The 16520-nt window shown below is 40.7% G+C and carries 16 protein-coding genes and 1 pseudogene; 8 read left to right on the forward strand and 9 right to left on the reverse strand.

Annotation, left to right across the window (positions count from 1 at the left end; translation table 11 throughout):
* The 3 genes from LQ50_RS18150 to tkt all read right to left on the reverse strand — a co-directional run.
* A partial coding sequence (locus tag LQ50_RS18150; protein WP_034631973.1) for an apurinic/apyrimidinic endonuclease family protein occupies nt 1-678 on the reverse strand: 678 nt, incomplete at its 3' end.
* A gap of 344 nt (nt 679-1022) precedes the next feature.
* Entirely contained in the window at nt 1023-1916 is an 894-nt protein-coding gene (gene gnd / locus LQ50_RS18155) for a phosphogluconate dehydrogenase (NAD(+)-dependent, decarboxylating) (protein WP_034632014.1), read from the reverse strand.
* A gap of 319 nt (nt 1917-2235) precedes the next feature.
* Nucleotides 2236-4245: a transketolase gene (gene tkt, locus LQ50_RS18160; protein WP_034631974.1), complete on the reverse strand. Its 2010-nt coding sequence runs from the start codon at nt 4243-4245 to the stop codon at nt 2236-2238.
* A gap of 242 nt (nt 4246-4487) precedes the next feature.
* On the opposite strand from tkt, the gene LQ50_RS18165 reads away from it, so the two are divergent.
* On the forward strand, nt 4488-5363 hold the full coding sequence (locus LQ50_RS18165) for a MurR/RpiR family transcriptional regulator (protein ID WP_237563747.1): 876 nt from the start codon (nt 4488-4490) through the stop codon (nt 5361-5363).
* Nucleotides 5364-5385: 22 nt separating this feature from the next.
* Nucleotides 5386-6918, forward strand: a complete 1533-nt coding sequence (locus LQ50_RS18170) for a gluconokinase (RefSeq protein ID WP_034631975.1) — start codon at nt 5386-5388, stop codon at nt 6916-6918.
* Nucleotides 6919-7006: 88 nt separating this feature from the next.
* Here LQ50_RS18170 and LQ50_RS18175 read toward each other — a convergent pair whose 3' ends face one another.
* Together LQ50_RS18175 and LQ50_RS18180 are read right to left on the reverse strand one after the other, a co-directional pair.
* Nucleotides 7007-8257, reverse strand: coding sequence for an ATP-binding protein (locus LQ50_RS18175; protein ID WP_052144844.1), 1251 nt, complete (start codon nt 8255-8257; stop codon nt 7007-7009).
* Nucleotides 8258-8529: 272 nt separating this feature from the next.
* Complete coding sequence (locus tag LQ50_RS18180; protein ID WP_084138921.1) at nt 8530-9426, reverse strand: LCP family glycopolymer transferase; 897 nt, start codon at nt 9424-9426, stop codon at nt 8530-8532.
* Nucleotides 9427-9830: 404 nt separating this feature from the next.
* On the opposite strand from LQ50_RS18180, the gene LQ50_RS18185 reads away from it, so the two are divergent.
* The 3 genes from LQ50_RS18185 to LQ50_RS26320 all read left to right on the forward strand — a co-directional run bounded on the left by LQ50_RS18185 (nt 9831) and on the right by LQ50_RS26320 (nt 11682).
* Nucleotides 9831-10562, forward strand: a complete 732-nt coding sequence (locus LQ50_RS18185) for an SGNH/GDSL hydrolase family protein (protein WP_034631978.1) — start codon at nt 9831-9833, stop codon at nt 10560-10562.
* 196 nt (nt 10563-10758) lie between these two features.
* Nucleotides 10759-11172 (forward strand): VanZ family protein, encoded by a 414-nt coding sequence (locus LQ50_RS18190; protein WP_034631979.1) that lies wholly within the window; start codon nt 10759-10761, stop codon nt 11170-11172.
* Between the two features lie 384 nt (nt 11173-11556).
* Nucleotides 11557-11682 carry a hypothetical protein gene (locus LQ50_RS26320; protein WP_272913734.1) on the forward strand — a complete coding sequence of 42 codons (126 nt, stop codon included), beginning with the start codon at nt 11557-11559 and terminating at the stop codon, nt 11680-11682.
* A 158-nt stretch (nt 11683-11840) separates the two neighbouring features.
* Here the strand turns inward: LQ50_RS26320 and LQ50_RS18195 are convergent, their stop codons facing one another.
* Nucleotides 11841-12038 (reverse strand): PLDc N-terminal domain-containing protein, encoded by a 198-nt coding sequence (locus tag LQ50_RS18195; RefSeq protein WP_034631980.1) that lies wholly within the window; start codon nt 12036-12038, stop codon nt 11841-11843.
* Between the two features lie 84 nt (nt 12039-12122).
* Here LQ50_RS18195 and LQ50_RS18200 point away from each other — a divergent pair, with 84 nt between their 5' ends.
* Complete coding sequence (locus LQ50_RS18200) at nt 12123-12581, forward strand: NUDIX hydrolase (RefSeq protein ID WP_034631981.1); 459 nt, start codon at nt 12123-12125, stop codon at nt 12579-12581.
* Between the two features lie 112 nt (nt 12582-12693).
* Here LQ50_RS18200 and LQ50_RS18205 read toward each other — a convergent pair whose 3' ends face one another.
* From LQ50_RS18205 to LQ50_RS24465, 3 genes and pseudogenes are all read right to left on the reverse strand, one after another.
* Complete coding sequence (locus LQ50_RS18205) at nt 12694-13740, reverse strand: CapA family protein (RefSeq protein ID WP_052144845.1); 1047 nt, start codon at nt 13738-13740, stop codon at nt 12694-12696.
* 172 nt (nt 13741-13912) lie between these two features.
* Nucleotides 13913-14491, reverse strand: a pseudogene (locus LQ50_RS24460) (methyl-accepting chemotaxis protein); the annotation flags it as partial.
* A gap of 15 nt (nt 14492-14506) precedes the next feature.
* Entirely contained in the window at nt 14507-15595 is a 1089-nt protein-coding gene (locus LQ50_RS24465) for a methyl-accepting chemotaxis protein (protein WP_052144847.1), read from the reverse strand.
* A gap of 215 nt (nt 15596-15810) precedes the next feature.
* Here LQ50_RS24465 and LQ50_RS18215 point away from each other — a divergent pair, with 215 nt between their 5' ends.
* Entirely contained in the window at nt 15811-16308 is a 498-nt protein-coding gene (locus tag LQ50_RS18215) for a DUF6773 family protein (protein WP_034631982.1), read from the forward strand.
* Between the two features lie 2 nt (nt 16309-16310).
* Nucleotides 16311-16505: a helix-turn-helix transcriptional regulator gene (locus LQ50_RS18220; RefSeq protein WP_034631983.1), complete on the forward strand. Its 195-nt coding sequence runs from the start codon at nt 16311-16313 to the stop codon at nt 16503-16505.
* Nucleotides 16506-16520 lie beyond the last annotated feature (15 nt).

Consider the following 16520-nt stretch of genomic DNA (forward strand, 5'->3'; position numbering starts at 1 on the left):
CTGAGCGTCAAATCCAATTTCCTTCGCATAATCCTTCGCCATATGGAAGAAACGCGCAAGATTATCTAGCTCAAGGCCCATATCTGTATTTAGAAGCGTATCATAACCTTCACGACCACCCCAGAATACATAGTTTTCAGAGCCTAAACGCTTCCCTACTTCTAAACCTTTCTTTACTTTCGCTGCCGCATACGCAAATACATCCGCATTTGGAGCCGTTGCTGCACCGTGTACCCAGCGTGAATGTGTAAACATATTCGCTGTATTCCATAGAAGTTTTACTTTGCTTGTTTTCAAATACTCTTCGATCATGTCGACAATTTCATCTAAGTTCTTGAACGTTTCACTTAATGAATCGGATTCAGGAGCAATATCAATATCATGGAAACAGAAGTATGGAACCCCTAGCTTCTCAAAAAATTCAAACGATGCTTCCACACGAGCCTTCGCTAAATCCATGCCCGTTAGGTGGTTATAAGGACGCACCGCTGTACCGCTACCAAATGGGTCATTTCCTTCTCCTGTGAATGTATGCCAATAAGAAACCGCAAAGCGTAGAAATTCTTCCATTGATTTTCCATTGATTTGTTCTTCAGGATTGTAATATTTATACGCGAATGGATTTTCAGAACGAGAACCTTCAAATTTCACTTGATTTACATTTTTAAAATAGCTCATGTTTATTCCTCCTACGGTTATGTTTTTTATGATCTACGTAAATTCATGATTGATTATAAAACGCTTCCAAATCTCATTTGATTCTTTTTTCTTGTAAAGTAAGCCCTTACACTAAAACTCAATACGGAGTTGCTTATTTATTGATAAGGTTTTATTCCTTATGACATGATTGTAACAACAAATACTTAGTTTGTCTATCGAATAAACAAAGAAAATAATAAATTAGGTAAAAACTCCTGTAACTAGTGATAAGAAAGAGGGAAGGCGACTACCCTCTTTCTGTTTTTTATTGATCCGAAATGTTTATAGAAGCTACCTACTTCCCTTGCTAGGTCCTAGCTTTTTTACTTTTTCTCGACCGCATGTCCTCCGAATTCATTTCGAAGTGCAGCTACTACTTTACCTGTAAACGTATCATTTTCTAACGAGCGATAACGCATTAATAGAGACATAGCAATGACAGGGGTTGCCGTTTGTAGATCTAATGCTTCCTCAATTGTCCATTTGCCTTCTCCTGAGGAATGCATAACACCTTTTAGTTCATCAAGTTTTGCATCTTTTGAAAATGCATTTTCCGTTAATTCCATTAACCATGATCGGATGACTGAGCCGTTGTTCCACACCTTGGCTACTTGCTCATAGTCAAAGTCGAAGTCGCTCTTTTCAAGGACTTCAAATCCTTCACCAATCGCAGCCATCATGCCATACTCGATTCCATTATGAACCATTTTCAAATAGTGGCCGCTTCCAGCTTTTCCTGCATAGATATAGCCGTTTTCGACAGCTGTGTCACGAAAAACAGGTTCAACAACAGACCATGCGTCCGCGTCTCCACCAACCATGTAGCAAGCTCCATTTCTAGCACCTGCCATTCCACCAGACGTTCCTACATCCATAAATCTGATGCCAAATTCCTTCAACTCCTGATAACGGCGAACCGACTCTTTATAGTGTGAGTTTCCAGCCTCAATGACAATATCCCCTTCTGATAAAACGGGAGTAAGTTCGCTAATGACCGCATCAACTACACTATGCGGAACCATTACCCAAATGACTCTTGGCGCTTCTAAGGATTCTACTAACTGCTGGTAGCTTGTTACTCCTTTCGCGCCATGCTTACTTATCTCATCCACTGCGTCTGGGTTGACATCAAATGCTACGACTTCATGGTTATGATCCATCAAGTTTTGTCCAATATTTAAACCCATTTTTCCTAAACCGATTAAACCTATTTTCATCATTTGTTCCCTCCAAATAATTTAACGAAAGGCTGTTTTCGTATTCTTTGTTGTTTATAGGTGAGGTGTTCCTCACATGTTTGTTCCACCTGAGCTCCAGCCACTCGCACCCGCAAGGAGGTGCCGAGCCTTCTCGGCTACGCCTGTGGGGTCTCGGCTCTACCTCTTTTTAAGGGCACTGAAAAAGGTACGATTTTCACTTTTTTCAGTGCCCTTTACTTTACAGCAACAATCTTTTACAAAAACAACCTAACGAAATGACCCGGCCACCACAGCCATACCGACAACTGTGGTGACACTCATTTCTAGATCATTAAACCTACACTGTTTCTACTGTTGACTTTATTAACTCTTTTGCTTTTTCTACGACATGTTCGGTCGTAAAACCAAACGATTCCATGACTGCGTTGCCTTCTCCTGAGGCCCCGAATGTATCAATCGATAGAATTTCCCCTTCAAAACCAGTGAAACGTTCCCAGCCAAGTGAAATTCCCGCTTCGATGGCTAGTCGGTTTTTGTTGGATGCCGGTAATACCGCTTCTTTGTATTCGGCTGGCTGGCGATTAAACAGCTCCCAGCTCGGCATTGCAACAACTCGAACGGAGATATCTTCTTTTTCAAGTTCTGCTTTTGCACCCATAGCTAGTGACACTTCTGATCCTGTCGCCATCAAGATGACATCTGAGCGGTCATTTGTTTCACTTAACACATACGCACCTTTTGACAGGTTCTTAATATTTGCCTTCGTTTCAGCAAATACTGGTAGGTTTTGACGACTTAATACAAGGGCAACTGGTTCTTCCGTTTGTTGCAATGCATATGCCCATGCACTTGCCGTTTCATTGGCATCTGTTGGCCTAATAACGGTTAATCCAGGAATGGAACGCAAAGCGGCTAGTTGTTCAACTGGCTCATGAGTTGGGCCATCTTCTCCTACTGCGATCGAATCGTGGGTAAACACATACGTTACTGGTAGCTTGGAAAGAGCCGCAAGACGAATCGATGGGCGTAGATAATCATTGAAGACAAAGAATGTACTAACAAATGGCTTCACACCGCCATGAAGAGCCATTCCGTTTCCAGCTGCCCCCATTGCGTGTTCACGAACACCAAAGTAAACATTACGACCTGAGAAATCTTCAACGGCGAATTTCGGTTCATCCTTGATATCTGTTTTTGTTGAACCAGAAAGGTCTGCACTTCCCCCAAAGATGGCAGGAATTTGTTTAGCAAAGTGATTAATCGCCTCGCCACTTGCACTACGCGTCGCCACGGATTTTCCTTCATCAAATGTCAAAATATCTTCCTCTGAAATGTGAACTTCATTTTTCATGGCACGCTCAAATTCAGCCGCTAATTCCGGATGGGCTTGTTTATAAGAAGTGAATAACCTATCCCAATTACGTTCTGCTTCATTCCCTTTTTCTTTTAAGTCATCAAAATGTGCTTTTACTTCTACTGGTACATAAAATTCATCTTCATATTCCCAACCATAGTATTCTTTCGTTGCTTTGGCTTCATCCAACCCTAGCGGCGCACCATGCACCTTACTTGTTCCGGCTCCGCTTGGGCTTCCGTAGCCGATGATGGTTCTTACTTCAATCAAAGTTGGCTGTTCTGTATTTTCTTTTGCTCGTTCGATTGCTCGGGAAATTTCTGCAACATCATTGCCATCTTCTACACGTAAATACTGCCAATTGACTGACTCAGCTCTTTTTTCTATATTTTCCGAGAAGGACAAATTCAACTCCCCATCAAGAGAAATATCATTCGAGTCGTATAAAACAACAAGTTTGCCTAGCTTCATATGACCAGCCATTGACATCGCTTCATACGCTACACCTTCCATTAGATCGCCATCTCCGACCAAGGCATACGTATGATGATCGACTACGGAATAATCGACTTTATTAAATTTGGATGCAAGATGTGCCTCCGCCATTGCCATTCCAACAGCGTTAGCAATTCCTTGACCAAGAGGCCCCGTCGTTGCTTCAACTCCGTCCGTGTGGCCAAACTCTGGATGACCAGGTGTTTTGCTGTTTAACTGACGGAAATCTTTGATGTCATCAATGGAGACATCATAGCCAGCTAGATGAAGCATGCTGTATAACATACTTGATCCGTGCCCAGCAGAAAGGACAAAGCGATCACGGTTAACCCATTTTGAATGATTCGGGTTGTGGTTTAAATGGTTTGCCCATAACGCGTACGCCATTGGCGCAGCCCCCATCGGTAGACCAGGATGTCCTGAATTAGCCTTATTAATAGCGTCGATTGATAATGTACGAATCGTATGAACCGCTAATGTTTCAATCTTTTTACTCATATTTCATTACCTCCAAATTGTCATTTATATCATTTTCCAATAAAATGTAACTGCTTTCAGTGTGTCACAAAAAAATATGTAGATGTATTTCATAAAATTTATTTCTTTTTAATTGACATGAAAGAAAATTTCTTTCACAATTGATTATAGAGAAATTAAAATCTTTTTCAAGGTTTTTATAAAAAAAAATATTTTTTTATTATTTGGGATCGTATATGATAAAGCTGTAAGGAAATAAAATAATGAAGGGACTAGTACCTATGCCATTTAACGAGACTCATCCTACAGTTACTCGGATCACTTCTTCCTTTTCTTCATTTAGTAGCAAAGAACAAATAATTGCTAAATATATAATTGATAATCCTAAAAAAATTATTCATTCGACCATCAGTTTAGTGGCTGATGATTTAGGGGTTGCCGAAGCAACGGTCTTTCGTTTTTGTAAGCGAATTGGTTACAAAGGGTATCAAGATTTGAAGATTGCCTTGGCTTCTGAACTTGTTCAACCGATCAAAGATATCCATGAAACGATTTCAGAGGACGATGATGAAGATGTCATTGCTGAAAAGGTCTTCAAGTCAAATATTCGCACTTTGGAAGAAACGATGAATATCATTGAGAAACCCGCTTTTAAAAAAGCGGTCGAGGCTTTCTTACAAGCGGATCGTGTAGAGTTTTATGGTGCGGGTGGTTCGGCTATGATCGCTCATGATGCTCAACATAAATTCTTACGTAACGGAATGAAAACGTTTTTTTATAGTGATAGCCACTTGCAAATCATGTCTGCTTCCCAGTTAACGTCAAAAGACCTAGTTGTGTTGTTCTCACACTCTGGTGCGACAAAAGACATTTTGGAAATAGCCGAGGTCGCCAAAGAGGCTGGGGCAAAAACCATCGCTATCACAAACTTAGCTAAGTCTCCATTAAGCCAGCTTGTTGACATTGCTTTGTATACTGTATCGGCCGAGACAGAGCATCGTTCAGAAGCTCTCGCCTCCCGTATTGCTCAGCTAAGTATTGTTGATGCCTTATTTGTAAATATCAGCTTGAAACGTCAAGATATTGTGAAAGATTCACTTCAGAAGATGCGTAATGCTATTTCAATGAAGCGTTTGTAGTGAACTGAAAGGATTTGTTACCATGACCGAAAAAAAATATGTATTAGCGCTAGATATTGGTACAACGAGCGCAAAAGCCGTCTTATTCCAAAGAAACGGTCGCGTTGTCGCTGAAGATGAAAACGCATACCCTGTGTACCATTCCCACCCTTCTTGGGTTGAACAAGATCCACTTGAAATAGAGCAAGCAGCCATTAACGCTATTTCGGGTGCCGTCCAAAAAAGTGGGATTAGCCATCGCGAGATTATTTGCGTTGGAATATCGAGCGCCATGCATTCATTGATTTGTATGAATGATCAACATGAGGCCATCTCTCCTTCCATTACTTGGGCAGACGGTAGAAGCGTCGAGCAAGCGAATTACTTGAAACAAACAGATGGCAAGGATATTTATTTAAATACAGGAACACCGATTCACCCAATGTCGCCTTTAGTTAAGTTAATTTGGATGAAGGAAACACACTATCAACCCTATTTAAATGCTGCAAAGTTTGTTTCCATTAAAGAGTTCTTGTTACAAAAGTGGTTCGGGAAATACATTGTCGATTATGCGATCGCCTCTGCCACAGGTCTGTTTAACATTCATACTTTTACTTGGGATCAATTGGCATTATCATCAGCTGGAATCACAGCAGATCAGTTATCAGAACCTGTTCCATCAACGGCTATTTGCCAAGGACTCACAACAGAGTTAGCCGAAAGATTATCATTGCCACAAGACATTCCTTTTGTCATTGGTTCTAGTGATGGTCCCCTAGCCAATCTTGGTATTGGAGCGATCAATCCAGGTGATGTGGCAATAACAGTTGGAACAAGTGGAGCCATAAGGCAAATGGCTTCGAAACCGCAAACAGATGATTTGCAAGAAATCTTTTGTTACGGTGTAACGAAAGACTTATGGATTATGGGCGGACCAACAAACAACGGCGGAAATGTGTTTTATTGGTTAAAAGAAGTTTTTGGTGAAGTGGAAGTGGAACGAGCGCTTGCTTCAAATGAAAATCCTTACGATCTACTGACCGCTTTAGCCAAAGGAGTCAATCCTGGAGCTGATGGATTGTTATTTTTGCCATTTTTAAACGGAGAACGTGCTCCCTATTGGGACGCGGATGCACGCGGGAGTTTCATCGGATTAACTCAATCTCATCAAAAGCAGCATATGATTCGCGCTGGCTTAGAGGGTGTCATTTTTAGTATATACAGCATTGGTGAAGCTCTTGAACGGTTAGCCGGCAAGCCTTCAAACATATTTGCCAGTGGTGGATTTGCCCGCTCTCCTCTATGGTTACAGATTTTAACCGATATTTTCGGTCATGACGTACAAGTTCCCGTTAGTCACCAAAGCTCGGCTTGGGGAGCCGCTTGGTTTGGTCTTTATGCCCTTGGAGAGGTTTCCTCTTTAGCAGCGATTAAAGAAGACATTCCAATGAAGGAGGCATTTGTCCCTCATGCAGTGAATCATGCACGCTATCAAGAATTATACAGAACTTATAGCGAGCTATACTTCGCTTTAAAACCACACTTCCACAAGCTCTCTGCATTTCAGAGAGTATAGGAGTCTAATACGTAATCAGGGGGGCTCAAAGGTCAAAAGCAGACCTTTAATATGCTCCCCTTTTATAGGTGTACAGCAATTTATGCTCTTACTCAACAAGAGGGAACCGAATGAAGAAGCTCGTCCCCTCATTTACCTGGCTTTCTACACTTAATTTGCCGCTCATCGATTCAATAATCCGAATCGATACTAGCATCCCTAGACCGGTACCCTCTCTACCTTTTGTCGTGAAATAGGGCTCTCCGATACGGGCAAGCTGTTCCTTTGTCATTCCTTTTCCATTATCAGAAATAACAAGCAAGAGATTGCCATGTTCCTCCTTTGTTTCAATCGTCAGCCGTCCTTTATTTGGCATCGCCTCAATGCAGTTTTTGGTCAAATTGATTAAGCACTGTTGAATTAACTGCTCTTCCCCTCTGAACGAATAATCATCAACCTTTTCTTGAATTTCTACTCCGTTCATCTTTGCAAAAGGGGTGACAATATGTAACGTTCGCTCAAGCTCTTCTTTAATATTTAGGTTCGTCACTTTCTCTGGTGAAGGCTTCGCAAACGTCAAATAATCACGAATGATATCATTGGCTCGATCAATCTCATCGATCGAGATTTTCAAAAATTCCTTGCGCTTTTCTTCTGAAAACTCATTTTGCAGCATCATCTGCATAAAGCCTCTCACCGTTGTTAGTGGGTTTCTCACTTCATGTGAAATGGATGAGGCCAAATGACTAACAACCTCCATTTTCTCAGCCCTCATGACTCGTTTATGGACTAATATATGATCATGAAACACTTCATATAAATAAACAATAAAAGCGGTGGTGCAAAGCGTGGTAAATCCATAGAGCGTCAAAAATAAAATTGAAAATGAAGCACCAAATAACACCATTGAGTTTAGAATAGCCACTATCGCAGCCAATGTAGAAAGTGAGCTCGCAATAACTATTTTCCGCTTACGCGAAGCTTTTTGAAACGAGCGCGCCATACACACTAACAAAATAAAAAGTATGGAAATAACAATCACAGATGCAATAGCTCCTATTCCCCCAATAATAAAGCGAAAGAAAATCGTAAATCCCGCTAACACCATTGCAGCAGGAATTCCTCCATATAATCCACCAATCGTTAACGCAGCTAAGCGTAAATCAAAAATATAGCCATCCATAATAGGAATTGGAAATAACAAACAAGCGGTAATGGCGAGCATGGCTGAAACAACATGAATGCTCCTTTTATGTTCGTTGAAAAATTTATACGTATTAATTTCCAACACAATCGGAACAAACAACAAAAACACCAACAAAACAAAAACGTTTAATAATAAATGTTCAAGACCATACAAAAGATCGCCACCCTTATATTAAAAAATGTTACTCAACTCTCCTATTCTCCTAAACGTTGAGAAACCCCTTTTTTTCAAGGGTTACAATTGTATTAATAAAGGTGAGTGTGATTTGGACTAGTCAAAGTGGTGGGGATAGGGAAACGCCTTCTACTTTATAGCTCCAACCTCCTCCATCCACAAAAAGAGCTCTGCTACATAAGCGAGGCCACTGAAAAAGGTAAAAATCGTACCTTTTTCAGTGGCCTTCACATAAGCAGAGCTCTCCATCTTTATTCCAATCCCAAATGTCCTTTTAGCTCACTTCTGACACGAGCTAGTTCATCATCTGGAACCTGTAAATAATAAATTCCGTTAATAGTTGCGTTATTTCCTTTGATCTCCAATTGCTCGACATTGTGGCGGGCATCACGGTAATTAGCTTGAAGTTTCCACATTTCATCTAATGTCATATCGGTACGCACCGACTCACCGACTGCTCCTAAAATACCACCAGCTTTTGTGACTGTTCCTATGTTGGCCGCTTCTTGAATAACCGCTTCAACAATTTCACGTTGACGATCGTTACGACCGAAATCGCCACGCGGATCTTCTTTTCTCATACGTGAATACGCAAGTGCTTCTTCACCTGTTAGGAATAGTTCGCCTTCTTCAAAAGTGTGGCTTCCGTAATCAAAGGCAAATGGATTGTCTACTTTCACGCCACCAAGGGCATCAACGACCCCTTTGAAGCCTTCCATGTTAATACTTATATAATGATCAATTGGAATATCTAAAAAGTTTGCTACTGTATCTGCTGTCATTTGAACTCCGCCAAATGCATAGGCATGATTGATTTTATCTAATGTTCCGCGTCCGATAATTTCAGTGCGTGTATCACGCGGAATGCTTAGCATTTTAATGGATCGCTCATTTGGATTGACCGTCATCACGATAATCGTATCTGAACGCCCCGCATGAGTGTCCCCTCTTGAATCGACACCCGCTATAAGAAATGAAAGTGGTTCTTGGCTCTCTAGATCAACGACTCGAGAGGGCGAGAATGGTTCATGCATTTCCTGAACCGTGTCCGTTACAGATTTGTATATATAAAAGAAATACGCAACAACCGACAACAATACAACGCCAACAACTAACCCAAGTGATATGAAAACCTTTTTCTTTTTCATTTCTTGCCTCATCTCTATATATTCTCGAACCTTTTTTAATGAAGATAGATTCTTAGATATTATAGTGAATCCAGCCTAAGCTAGCAATACCTATTTTCGAGTTCACAGAAAAAGGTAATCTTCTTCTCTTTTTCTGTGAACTTTAGGCAATGAGTGGGCTTCTCGTAGCAGGCGCGCAACGTGTGGAGCCATTGCTGCTTACTCGAATCTCCTGAAAGGACTTTTTAGCTATATACTAATTTCTTCCCTATCCCTATTGGTTCGACTTTTTCCTCGGGAATCTGTCGGTAAAAATTACCTTGACCCTGACATCATTCGGCTTACTTCCCAGGTAATGCTTGCTATAGTTTGGGTAGAGAGAGAACTAGCGCTTTTTGACTAGTAGAAAGGTGGAGTCATTTACAATGAAGCAATTCTTTTATTACATTATGATTTTATCAAGCATCATTATCATCTTTCTTGGATACCTCCATTATGGTCAACAGCTAACGACCGTTGTTTCGGATTCTGCTGATCATGAGCCGGAGCTCGCTAGCCAAGACATTCAAGAAGAACAGACATCCTATGAGCTTGGTGGCCTTCTTGAGGAAGTGGCCAAGCAAAATGAAGATGAGGAAGAGTTTCTTCTAATGGTTATCGGTTCATCAGCTGTTACAAGTGTCGAAGAAAGCTCTTCTATGCCACAATTATTACTTCCACAGTTCAAATCACTTCTTGCTAGTCAGGACGTCGCTTTAACCGTTATCGATGTGAACAATGCGACCTCAAGTGAAGTGTTAGCTGATAACTACATAGATAAGATCATTAAGAATAATCCAGATCTCTTAGTCATTGAGCCTTTCCTATTAAATGATTATGACCAATTACCCGTTGAAGATTCCCTTAGCAATCTAGAAACCGTCATGAGTGAATTAGAAGAGCAGCTCTCTGATACCTTGATCGTTTTGTCTCCTGCTCATCCTCTTGATGACGATGGTTACCTAACATTTACGGATAAAATAAAAGCTTTCTCCGCCAAACATGAGTATTTATATGCTGACCACTGGGAAGCATGGCCGACAGTGGCAAATGAACTGCCAAATGAACAGTGGCATCGGATTTGGTCTGATTACTTAATGGACTTTTTAGTAAATTAGTGTTTCTACCTTATAAAAACCCGTGTGAGTCTAGAGCGAAATGACTCACACGGGTTTTGTATCGTACATTTTATTGATTAAAGTCCCAAAGAATTTTCCATTCGTTTGTTTCTATAGTCCATCGTATTCGTTGTTGTCTCATTTTATTAATTCCGATTAACCTAGGGTTTCGTGTATAATTGTTATGGGTGATGATATGAAAGGTTCAACGTTTTGGTGGGCCGTTGCGGTCCTATGGTGCGTGGGGATTGCCATTGCGACTCGCCAGCCAATGTTTACAGGGGATTCAACGGAGGAGATGCTACGAAATCCTTTTTTTGATTCAGCAATTATCAATTATATCGCTAGAAAAGGCGTTCATTTAGCAGCATTCGGTATATTGGGTTTGTTTTTTTGGTTAGCATTACGGGGAGTGCGTTATCGGTATGTGTCAGCATGGGGTCTAGCGACGTTCTATGGAGCGATCGATGAATGGCACCAATCCTTTATTCCAGAAAGATCTGGCGTAGTTTCGGATGTTGTGATTGATTCGGTCGGAGCTTTTATTGTGCTCTTCATCGTTTATTTAGTAGAGAGACGAAGAAGGATTTCCTCTCTTAAAACTGAGTAACTCTATTAACCCTCAGCGATCATAGAGTGGTTTGGCCTCCGATTTTAGGAAGTCACTAAAAAAAGAATGCTTGATGATGTGGCTCCCTCTCATAGGGGGCTTTTTTATTGGCATGGTTTTAATACATGACTCAAATGCTCAATCAAGCGTCAGGGTTGAGAGAGCTTTTTGCGTCTGTCTTTTGTGGACTTCTGTCGAAACTTTGTGGAAGATTTCCCTTAAAATATCCATTGAATTGTTTTATACTGTTAGTAATAGGATAATAGTAACAACTGTATTAAATGGTAGTTTTAGTCAATTAGATTTCATCGTTTTACCTATGACTTTTTAATTACATCTGTGAATCAAATGAGATGATTATTATATGATAGGGAGGATAACTATATGCCATTAATCAGAGTTAAACCAATTTGGACACCGCTTTCACTGTTCGGAATTAAGCTGCTAAAAGATGACGAAAACAAGTACTATATTCGAATATTTAATGGTCAAATGAAAAAACTCATATAAATAATGGTGGTATGTAGGCATTATTAAGAACGTATGCGATCGCATACGTTCTTTTTTAAAGGTCACTGAAAAAGGGATGATTTTCACCTTTTTCAGTGGCCTTCTTCCCACCGGGATCAGACCCCTCTTTAGTGAGCGATAGTGAAAATTATTGGCTTTTACCTTCGGACAAACAGGTAAATAATCACTCCGATAATAGGAAAAAAGAGTGTTGCTACTAGCCATAGTAAGCTATATTCCTTGCTGTTCCCTTGTCTCAAAGAATCTCGATAACACCAGATACTTGTGATAATGTTTAAGATAAGTCCACCAAAGACGACAATAAATAAAAAGAATAGCACGATTGAGATTTCCATTTTGATGCTCCTTTCTGCTTTCTTGGGGTCAGCCCCCTCTTTGGTACTATAATAACAAGGGGCTAGCCCCAGAAGGAGGAAATGATGAATTATATTGATATGATACGGTCTATCGCTGGAAGTAGACCATTAATTTTAACAGCATGTGCTATTTTTATTCAAGATGAAAAAGGGCGGGTTCTCTTGCAACATCGTACCGATACCGATAATTGGGGTGTACCTGGAGGGTTTATGGAGATGGGTGAATCCGTTGAAGACGCAGCCCGCCGAGAGATTCTTGAAGAAACAGGATTAACCGTTGGCGAAATGACCTTATATAATGTATTTTCTGGTAAGGAATTTTATTTTCAATATCCGAATGGAGATGAAGTGTATAACGTCATTGTTACATTTCTTTCAAAGGATGTCTCTGGTACGTTGCAGGCTGATCACGAGGGATATGACCTGCGTTATTTTGATTTAGATTCCTTGCCTGAAGACATGATTCCGACAAGTCGGAGGATGTTGGAGAAATTAGGTGCAGACCCCTCTTTACCACGTTAAGTGGATAAAGGGGGTCTTTTTGTTATTTATTTCGAGTCATTGAGGTATTTCCTGATGTGTTCGCGCGTCTCTTCCGTCGTGACTCCGTTGATAAGTGAGCCTTCAGAGTCCTTCATCGGCATGACGCTGTAACATTATCTTCTAATACGACTAGTGTTGGTTCAATGTCAGGGGAATGGATTTCAATAGATGAGTCCTCCCCTTTTGTTGTTTTGGTGACGTTAATTGTGGCTAGGCCACCTATGTCCGTATACTCAAAATTTTGACCGGAGAAAAAATTTCCTAAGGAATAAAAGACAAAGGTTTCATGCCCGTCTTCTTGTTCAAGCACATCCATCGGCTGCAGGACATGGGGATGGTGACCGAAAATGATATCCGTACCTGCCTCTGATAATAGCTGGGCTAGCTCCTTTTGTTCTTGGTTTGGTTCATGTATGTACTCATCTCCCCAGTGCATATGGACGATGAGTACATCGACTTTGTCACGGAGATCTTGAATATCTTTTTCCATTCGGTCAGGCTCAATGAGTGCGACAATGTCTTCATGACCTTCTGGGATAGGGATGCCATTTGTTCCGTATGTGTAAGCAAGAACGCCTAAGCTCATGTCTTTCACATGAATAATTCGTTCTGTTTCACGATCAGCTGTGTCTCTGTAGACACCTACATAGTCCATTCCTACTTCATCAAAAAAGTCCAGAGCACTTTCAACCGCCTTCACTCCTCGATCAATTGTATGGTTATTGGCTCCAATCGCCATATCGACTCCTAGCGACATGAGATCGGTTACAATTGCTTGAGGACTATTGAATGAAGGATAGGTTGATAAGCCAATCTCAACACCTCCTGGGATTGATTCAAAATTGGCCATTAAAAAGTCTGGCTCTTCTAGGAGCGGGCCCATTTTTTCTAGCATTGGCATAAAGTCATAGCCATCTTCTGTTTCTGCAGGAACATAGACTCGCTCATGCAGGAGGACATCTCCTATTGCACCGATCGTAATCGTCGTCTCCTCTTCTTCTGGTTCAGGCGGAGTTTCTTGGCGAATCATTTCCGCATCGATTTCTGTAACAGCTGGCTCCACTGTTACTTCTTCTGGCTGAGAACAAGCTGTGAGCAATAGGGCAATCAGTAGTGCGTACAGTATGTTTAGTTTCATCGTTACACTCCAGTAGTTTAATAGATTAAACGTTTAAAGAATGAATTTTTCGACTTTTTCTTTAGTGTAACATATGGAGGTTTTTTGAGGGGGGTGTAAATCTAATTGTGGGTTGGTTCGGCGTGTAGTTTCATGCAGTGATTTGGTAAAGAGAGGGGGCTGATCCCCCTCCTTACAACCTAAACCTCGATATCGATTCCTGTAACCCTTCAGCAAGATTAGCGAGTGCTGTTGAAGAGGCAGCGATTTCTTCCATCGTCGCTAACTGTTCCTCTGTTGCAGCTGAGCTTTCTTGGCTTGCAACAGCTGATTTCTCCGCAACCTCTTTCACTTCTTGTAGGGAGTGAACAACGTGATCGCTAACGCTTGTCATTTCTTGAACTGATGCTGTTACTTCATGAACTTTTTGAGTTACACGTTGGATGGATTCTTGGATATTTGCAAAGGTTTCATTTACTTCTCTCGTTGTCTTCAGTCCAGTTTCTACTCGTTCTGTTCCATGTTTCATTGACGCCATAACGCTATTTGTTTCATGCTGAATATCTGAGATCATTGTATATATTTTTTCTGCAGAACGCTTTGACTCTTCAGCTAGTTTGCGAACCTCATCTGCTACAACAGCAAAGCCTTTTCCATGTTCGCCTGCACGAGCCGCTTCGATCGCTGCATTTAGCGCAAGCAGATTTGTTTGTTCAGCGATCCCTGTGATCAAATGGACAATGTCGCCAATTTCGGATGATTTGGCGCCTAGTTTTTCTACAGACTTTCATGTAGTTTGGACGGCTTCTGATATGCTGTTCATTTGTTCATCAACTAGATCGATGGACCGGGCTCCTGATTTTGTTTGATGAGAAGCGGTCTCTGATGATTTGACCATTTCTTCACTGTTTTCTCCAATCTGCTGGAGGCTTACTGCCATTTGTTCAACAGCTGATGATACTTCACTTAAGCTTTGGAGTTGCTTATCTGCGCCCTCTGCTGATATTTGGGCAATAGCAGCCATTTGTTCAGTCGCCTCTGTGCTTTGTTCTGCGCTTGCAGATAATTCTTCAGAACTCGCCGAAACTTGCTGGCTTGCTTCTGTTGTGTTGGAGACTAATTCCCGTAAACTATGTTGCATTTGGTTAACACCTATTGATAAATCTAAAAACTCATCTTTTGTTTTAATTGTAATTTCTGCGCCACCTAAGTTCCCATCAGCAATCGCCTTTAGTCGTTCGACGACCTGTTTGATCGCATTTGTGATGTAGCGACTAAAGAGAATGGTAATGACAACAGCAATGATGGTTGCGAGTAAGACACCAGCGCCCATCGCCAGCCGGCTTATTTCATAGGTTTGTTGCTTCTGAGCTAGCAATCGTTCTGCTACGTCAATATTGATCTCCACCAACGTTGCCAGTTGATCCGTTGCCGAATAGTACAGTTCTCCCCCGAGACGGAGCCCTTCATTTGCTGCTTCATATTCTCCTGCATAGATTAAATCTCGATTCAACCTAACGCGCTCATCAAAGAGCTGCCAATTCGTAACAAAGCTAGTAAAGCTCGCTTCCTCTTCTTCGGTTAATGTTGTATTTCCATATTTTTCTATAACAAGCTCGATTTCTTCTAAGTTTGATAATGCAGATTCAGTGAATGAAGGATCTTCATTCAGTACAGCTGTGACCATCTGTACTCTAGTGTTTTCTGTTAACCGAGAGAGCTCGACTAAGTACGCGGTCGGAAGCAGTCGGTCTTCATACAACTCCGTGGCATTATCATTTAAATGAGCCATATTAAAAATGGCGTATAGCGACAATCCAATAAAAATAACAATAATGGATAAAAACGATAATAATAACTTCAATCCTAGCTTCAAAAGGTTCACCCTCCACTGATAAAAACTACATATTTATAGGACGATTATAACGCTTTCCCACCTGAAAAACTGTGATGTCGCGCACACTGGTGTTTTTTTGACATTTACCATTTGTCATATATAACGCCCAAAATGTAATATATATTTGACATTTAGTGAGGTATAATATATATTGTAATTATTGGAAACTGAATATTTTGATTGGGGGAGAAACCATGGGACTATTTAAGAAAACAAAAGTATTAGATGAGCGCGTCGAAGCTTTGCGGAATAAAATTTATAAAGAGATTTATATGTTGGTTACTGTCATCTGTTTGCTTTCAGTCGTAATTAAATCAAGCATATACGGGATGGATTATGATCTATTTTTAATAGAACTACTGATTTTGCTCGTTGGTGGATTTTATTATTCGATACGTGCAGCACGACTTGGCATTTATGCCGCTGATGTGGAAATTAGTGAGCGTTCCAGTAAATACTCACTAAGTACAAAGACATTAATTGGTGGTTTATTATTCGGTTTAGCGATATCTCTATTTTTTGGTATTAGGAACTCCTTCCTCTATGGAGATGAAACAAATCGACTTTGGTTTTTCTTGCTTATCTTTTTCGTCAGTTTTATTATCTATGTGCCTGCGCTTACCATCATCAGCTTACTTGGGCATGAGTTCATGAAGAAACTAAACAAAAATAAAACCATTGACGAGGAATAATTATGAAGAATATGAGGTTGAAGCTAGCTAGAGTCGAGAAAGACTTATCACAAGAGGAACTTGCCAAACGGGTTGGGGTTTCTAGACAAACCATTGGATTAATTGAATCAGGAAAATACAATCCGACATTAAATTTATGTATAGCGATATGTAAGGAGTTATCGAAGACTTTAAATGAATTGTTTTGGGAGGAATGATGGGTGCTGCGGTAA

Origin of the sequence: Halalkalibacter okhensis (genome assembly GCF_000787375.1) — a bacterium.
Classification (GTDB): Bacteria; Bacillota; Bacilli; order Bacillales; family Bacillaceae_D; genus Halalkalibacter; species Halalkalibacter okhensis.

Excerpts from the sequence above, each read along its gene's own strand:
- LQ50_RS18180 (WP_084138921.1), bottom strand. The coding sequence starts at position 9,426 with ATGAAAAAGAAAAAGGTTTTCATATCACTTGGGTTAGTTGTTGGCGTT.
- LQ50_RS18170 (WP_034631975.1), top strand. The coding sequence starts at position 5,386 with ATGACCGAAAAAAAATATGTATTAGCGCTAGATATTGGTACAACGAGC.
- tkt (WP_034631974.1), bottom strand. The coding sequence starts at position 4,245 with ATGAGTAAAAAGATTGAAACATTAGCGGTTCATACGATTCGTACATTA.
- gnd (WP_034632014.1), bottom strand. The coding sequence starts at position 1,916 with ATGAAAATAGGTTTAATCGGTTTAGGAAAAATGGGTTTAAATATTGGA.
- LQ50_RS18205 (WP_052144845.1), bottom strand. The coding sequence starts at position 13,740 with ATGAAACTAAACATACTGTACGCACTACTGATTGCCCTATTGCTCACA.
- LQ50_RS18195 (WP_034631980.1), bottom strand. The coding sequence starts at position 12,038 with ATGGAAATCTCAATCGTGCTATTCTTTTTATTTATTGTCGTCTTTGGT.
- LQ50_RS18190 (WP_034631979.1), top strand. The coding sequence starts at position 10,759 with ATGAAAGGTTCAACGTTTTGGTGGGCCGTTGCGGTCCTATGGTGCGTG.
- LQ50_RS18215 (WP_034631982.1), top strand. The coding sequence starts at position 15,811 with ATGGGACTATTTAAGAAAACAAAAGTATTAGATGAGCGCGTCGAAGCT.
- LQ50_RS26320 (WP_272913734.1), top strand. The coding sequence starts at position 11,557 with ATGCCATTAATCAGAGTTAAACCAATTTGGACACCGCTTTCACTGTTC.
- LQ50_RS18165 (WP_237563747.1), top strand. The coding sequence starts at position 4,488 with ATGAAGGGACTAGTACCTATGCCATTTAACGAGACTCATCCTACAGTT.
- LQ50_RS18220 (WP_034631983.1), top strand. The coding sequence starts at position 16,311 with ATGAAGAATATGAGGTTGAAGCTAGCTAGAGTCGAGAAAGACTTATCA.
- LQ50_RS18185 (WP_034631978.1), top strand. The coding sequence starts at position 9,831 with ATGAAGCAATTCTTTTATTACATTATGATTTTATCAAGCATCATTATC.
- LQ50_RS18200 (WP_034631981.1), top strand. The coding sequence starts at position 12,123 with ATGAATTATATTGATATGATACGGTCTATCGCTGGAAGTAGACCATTA.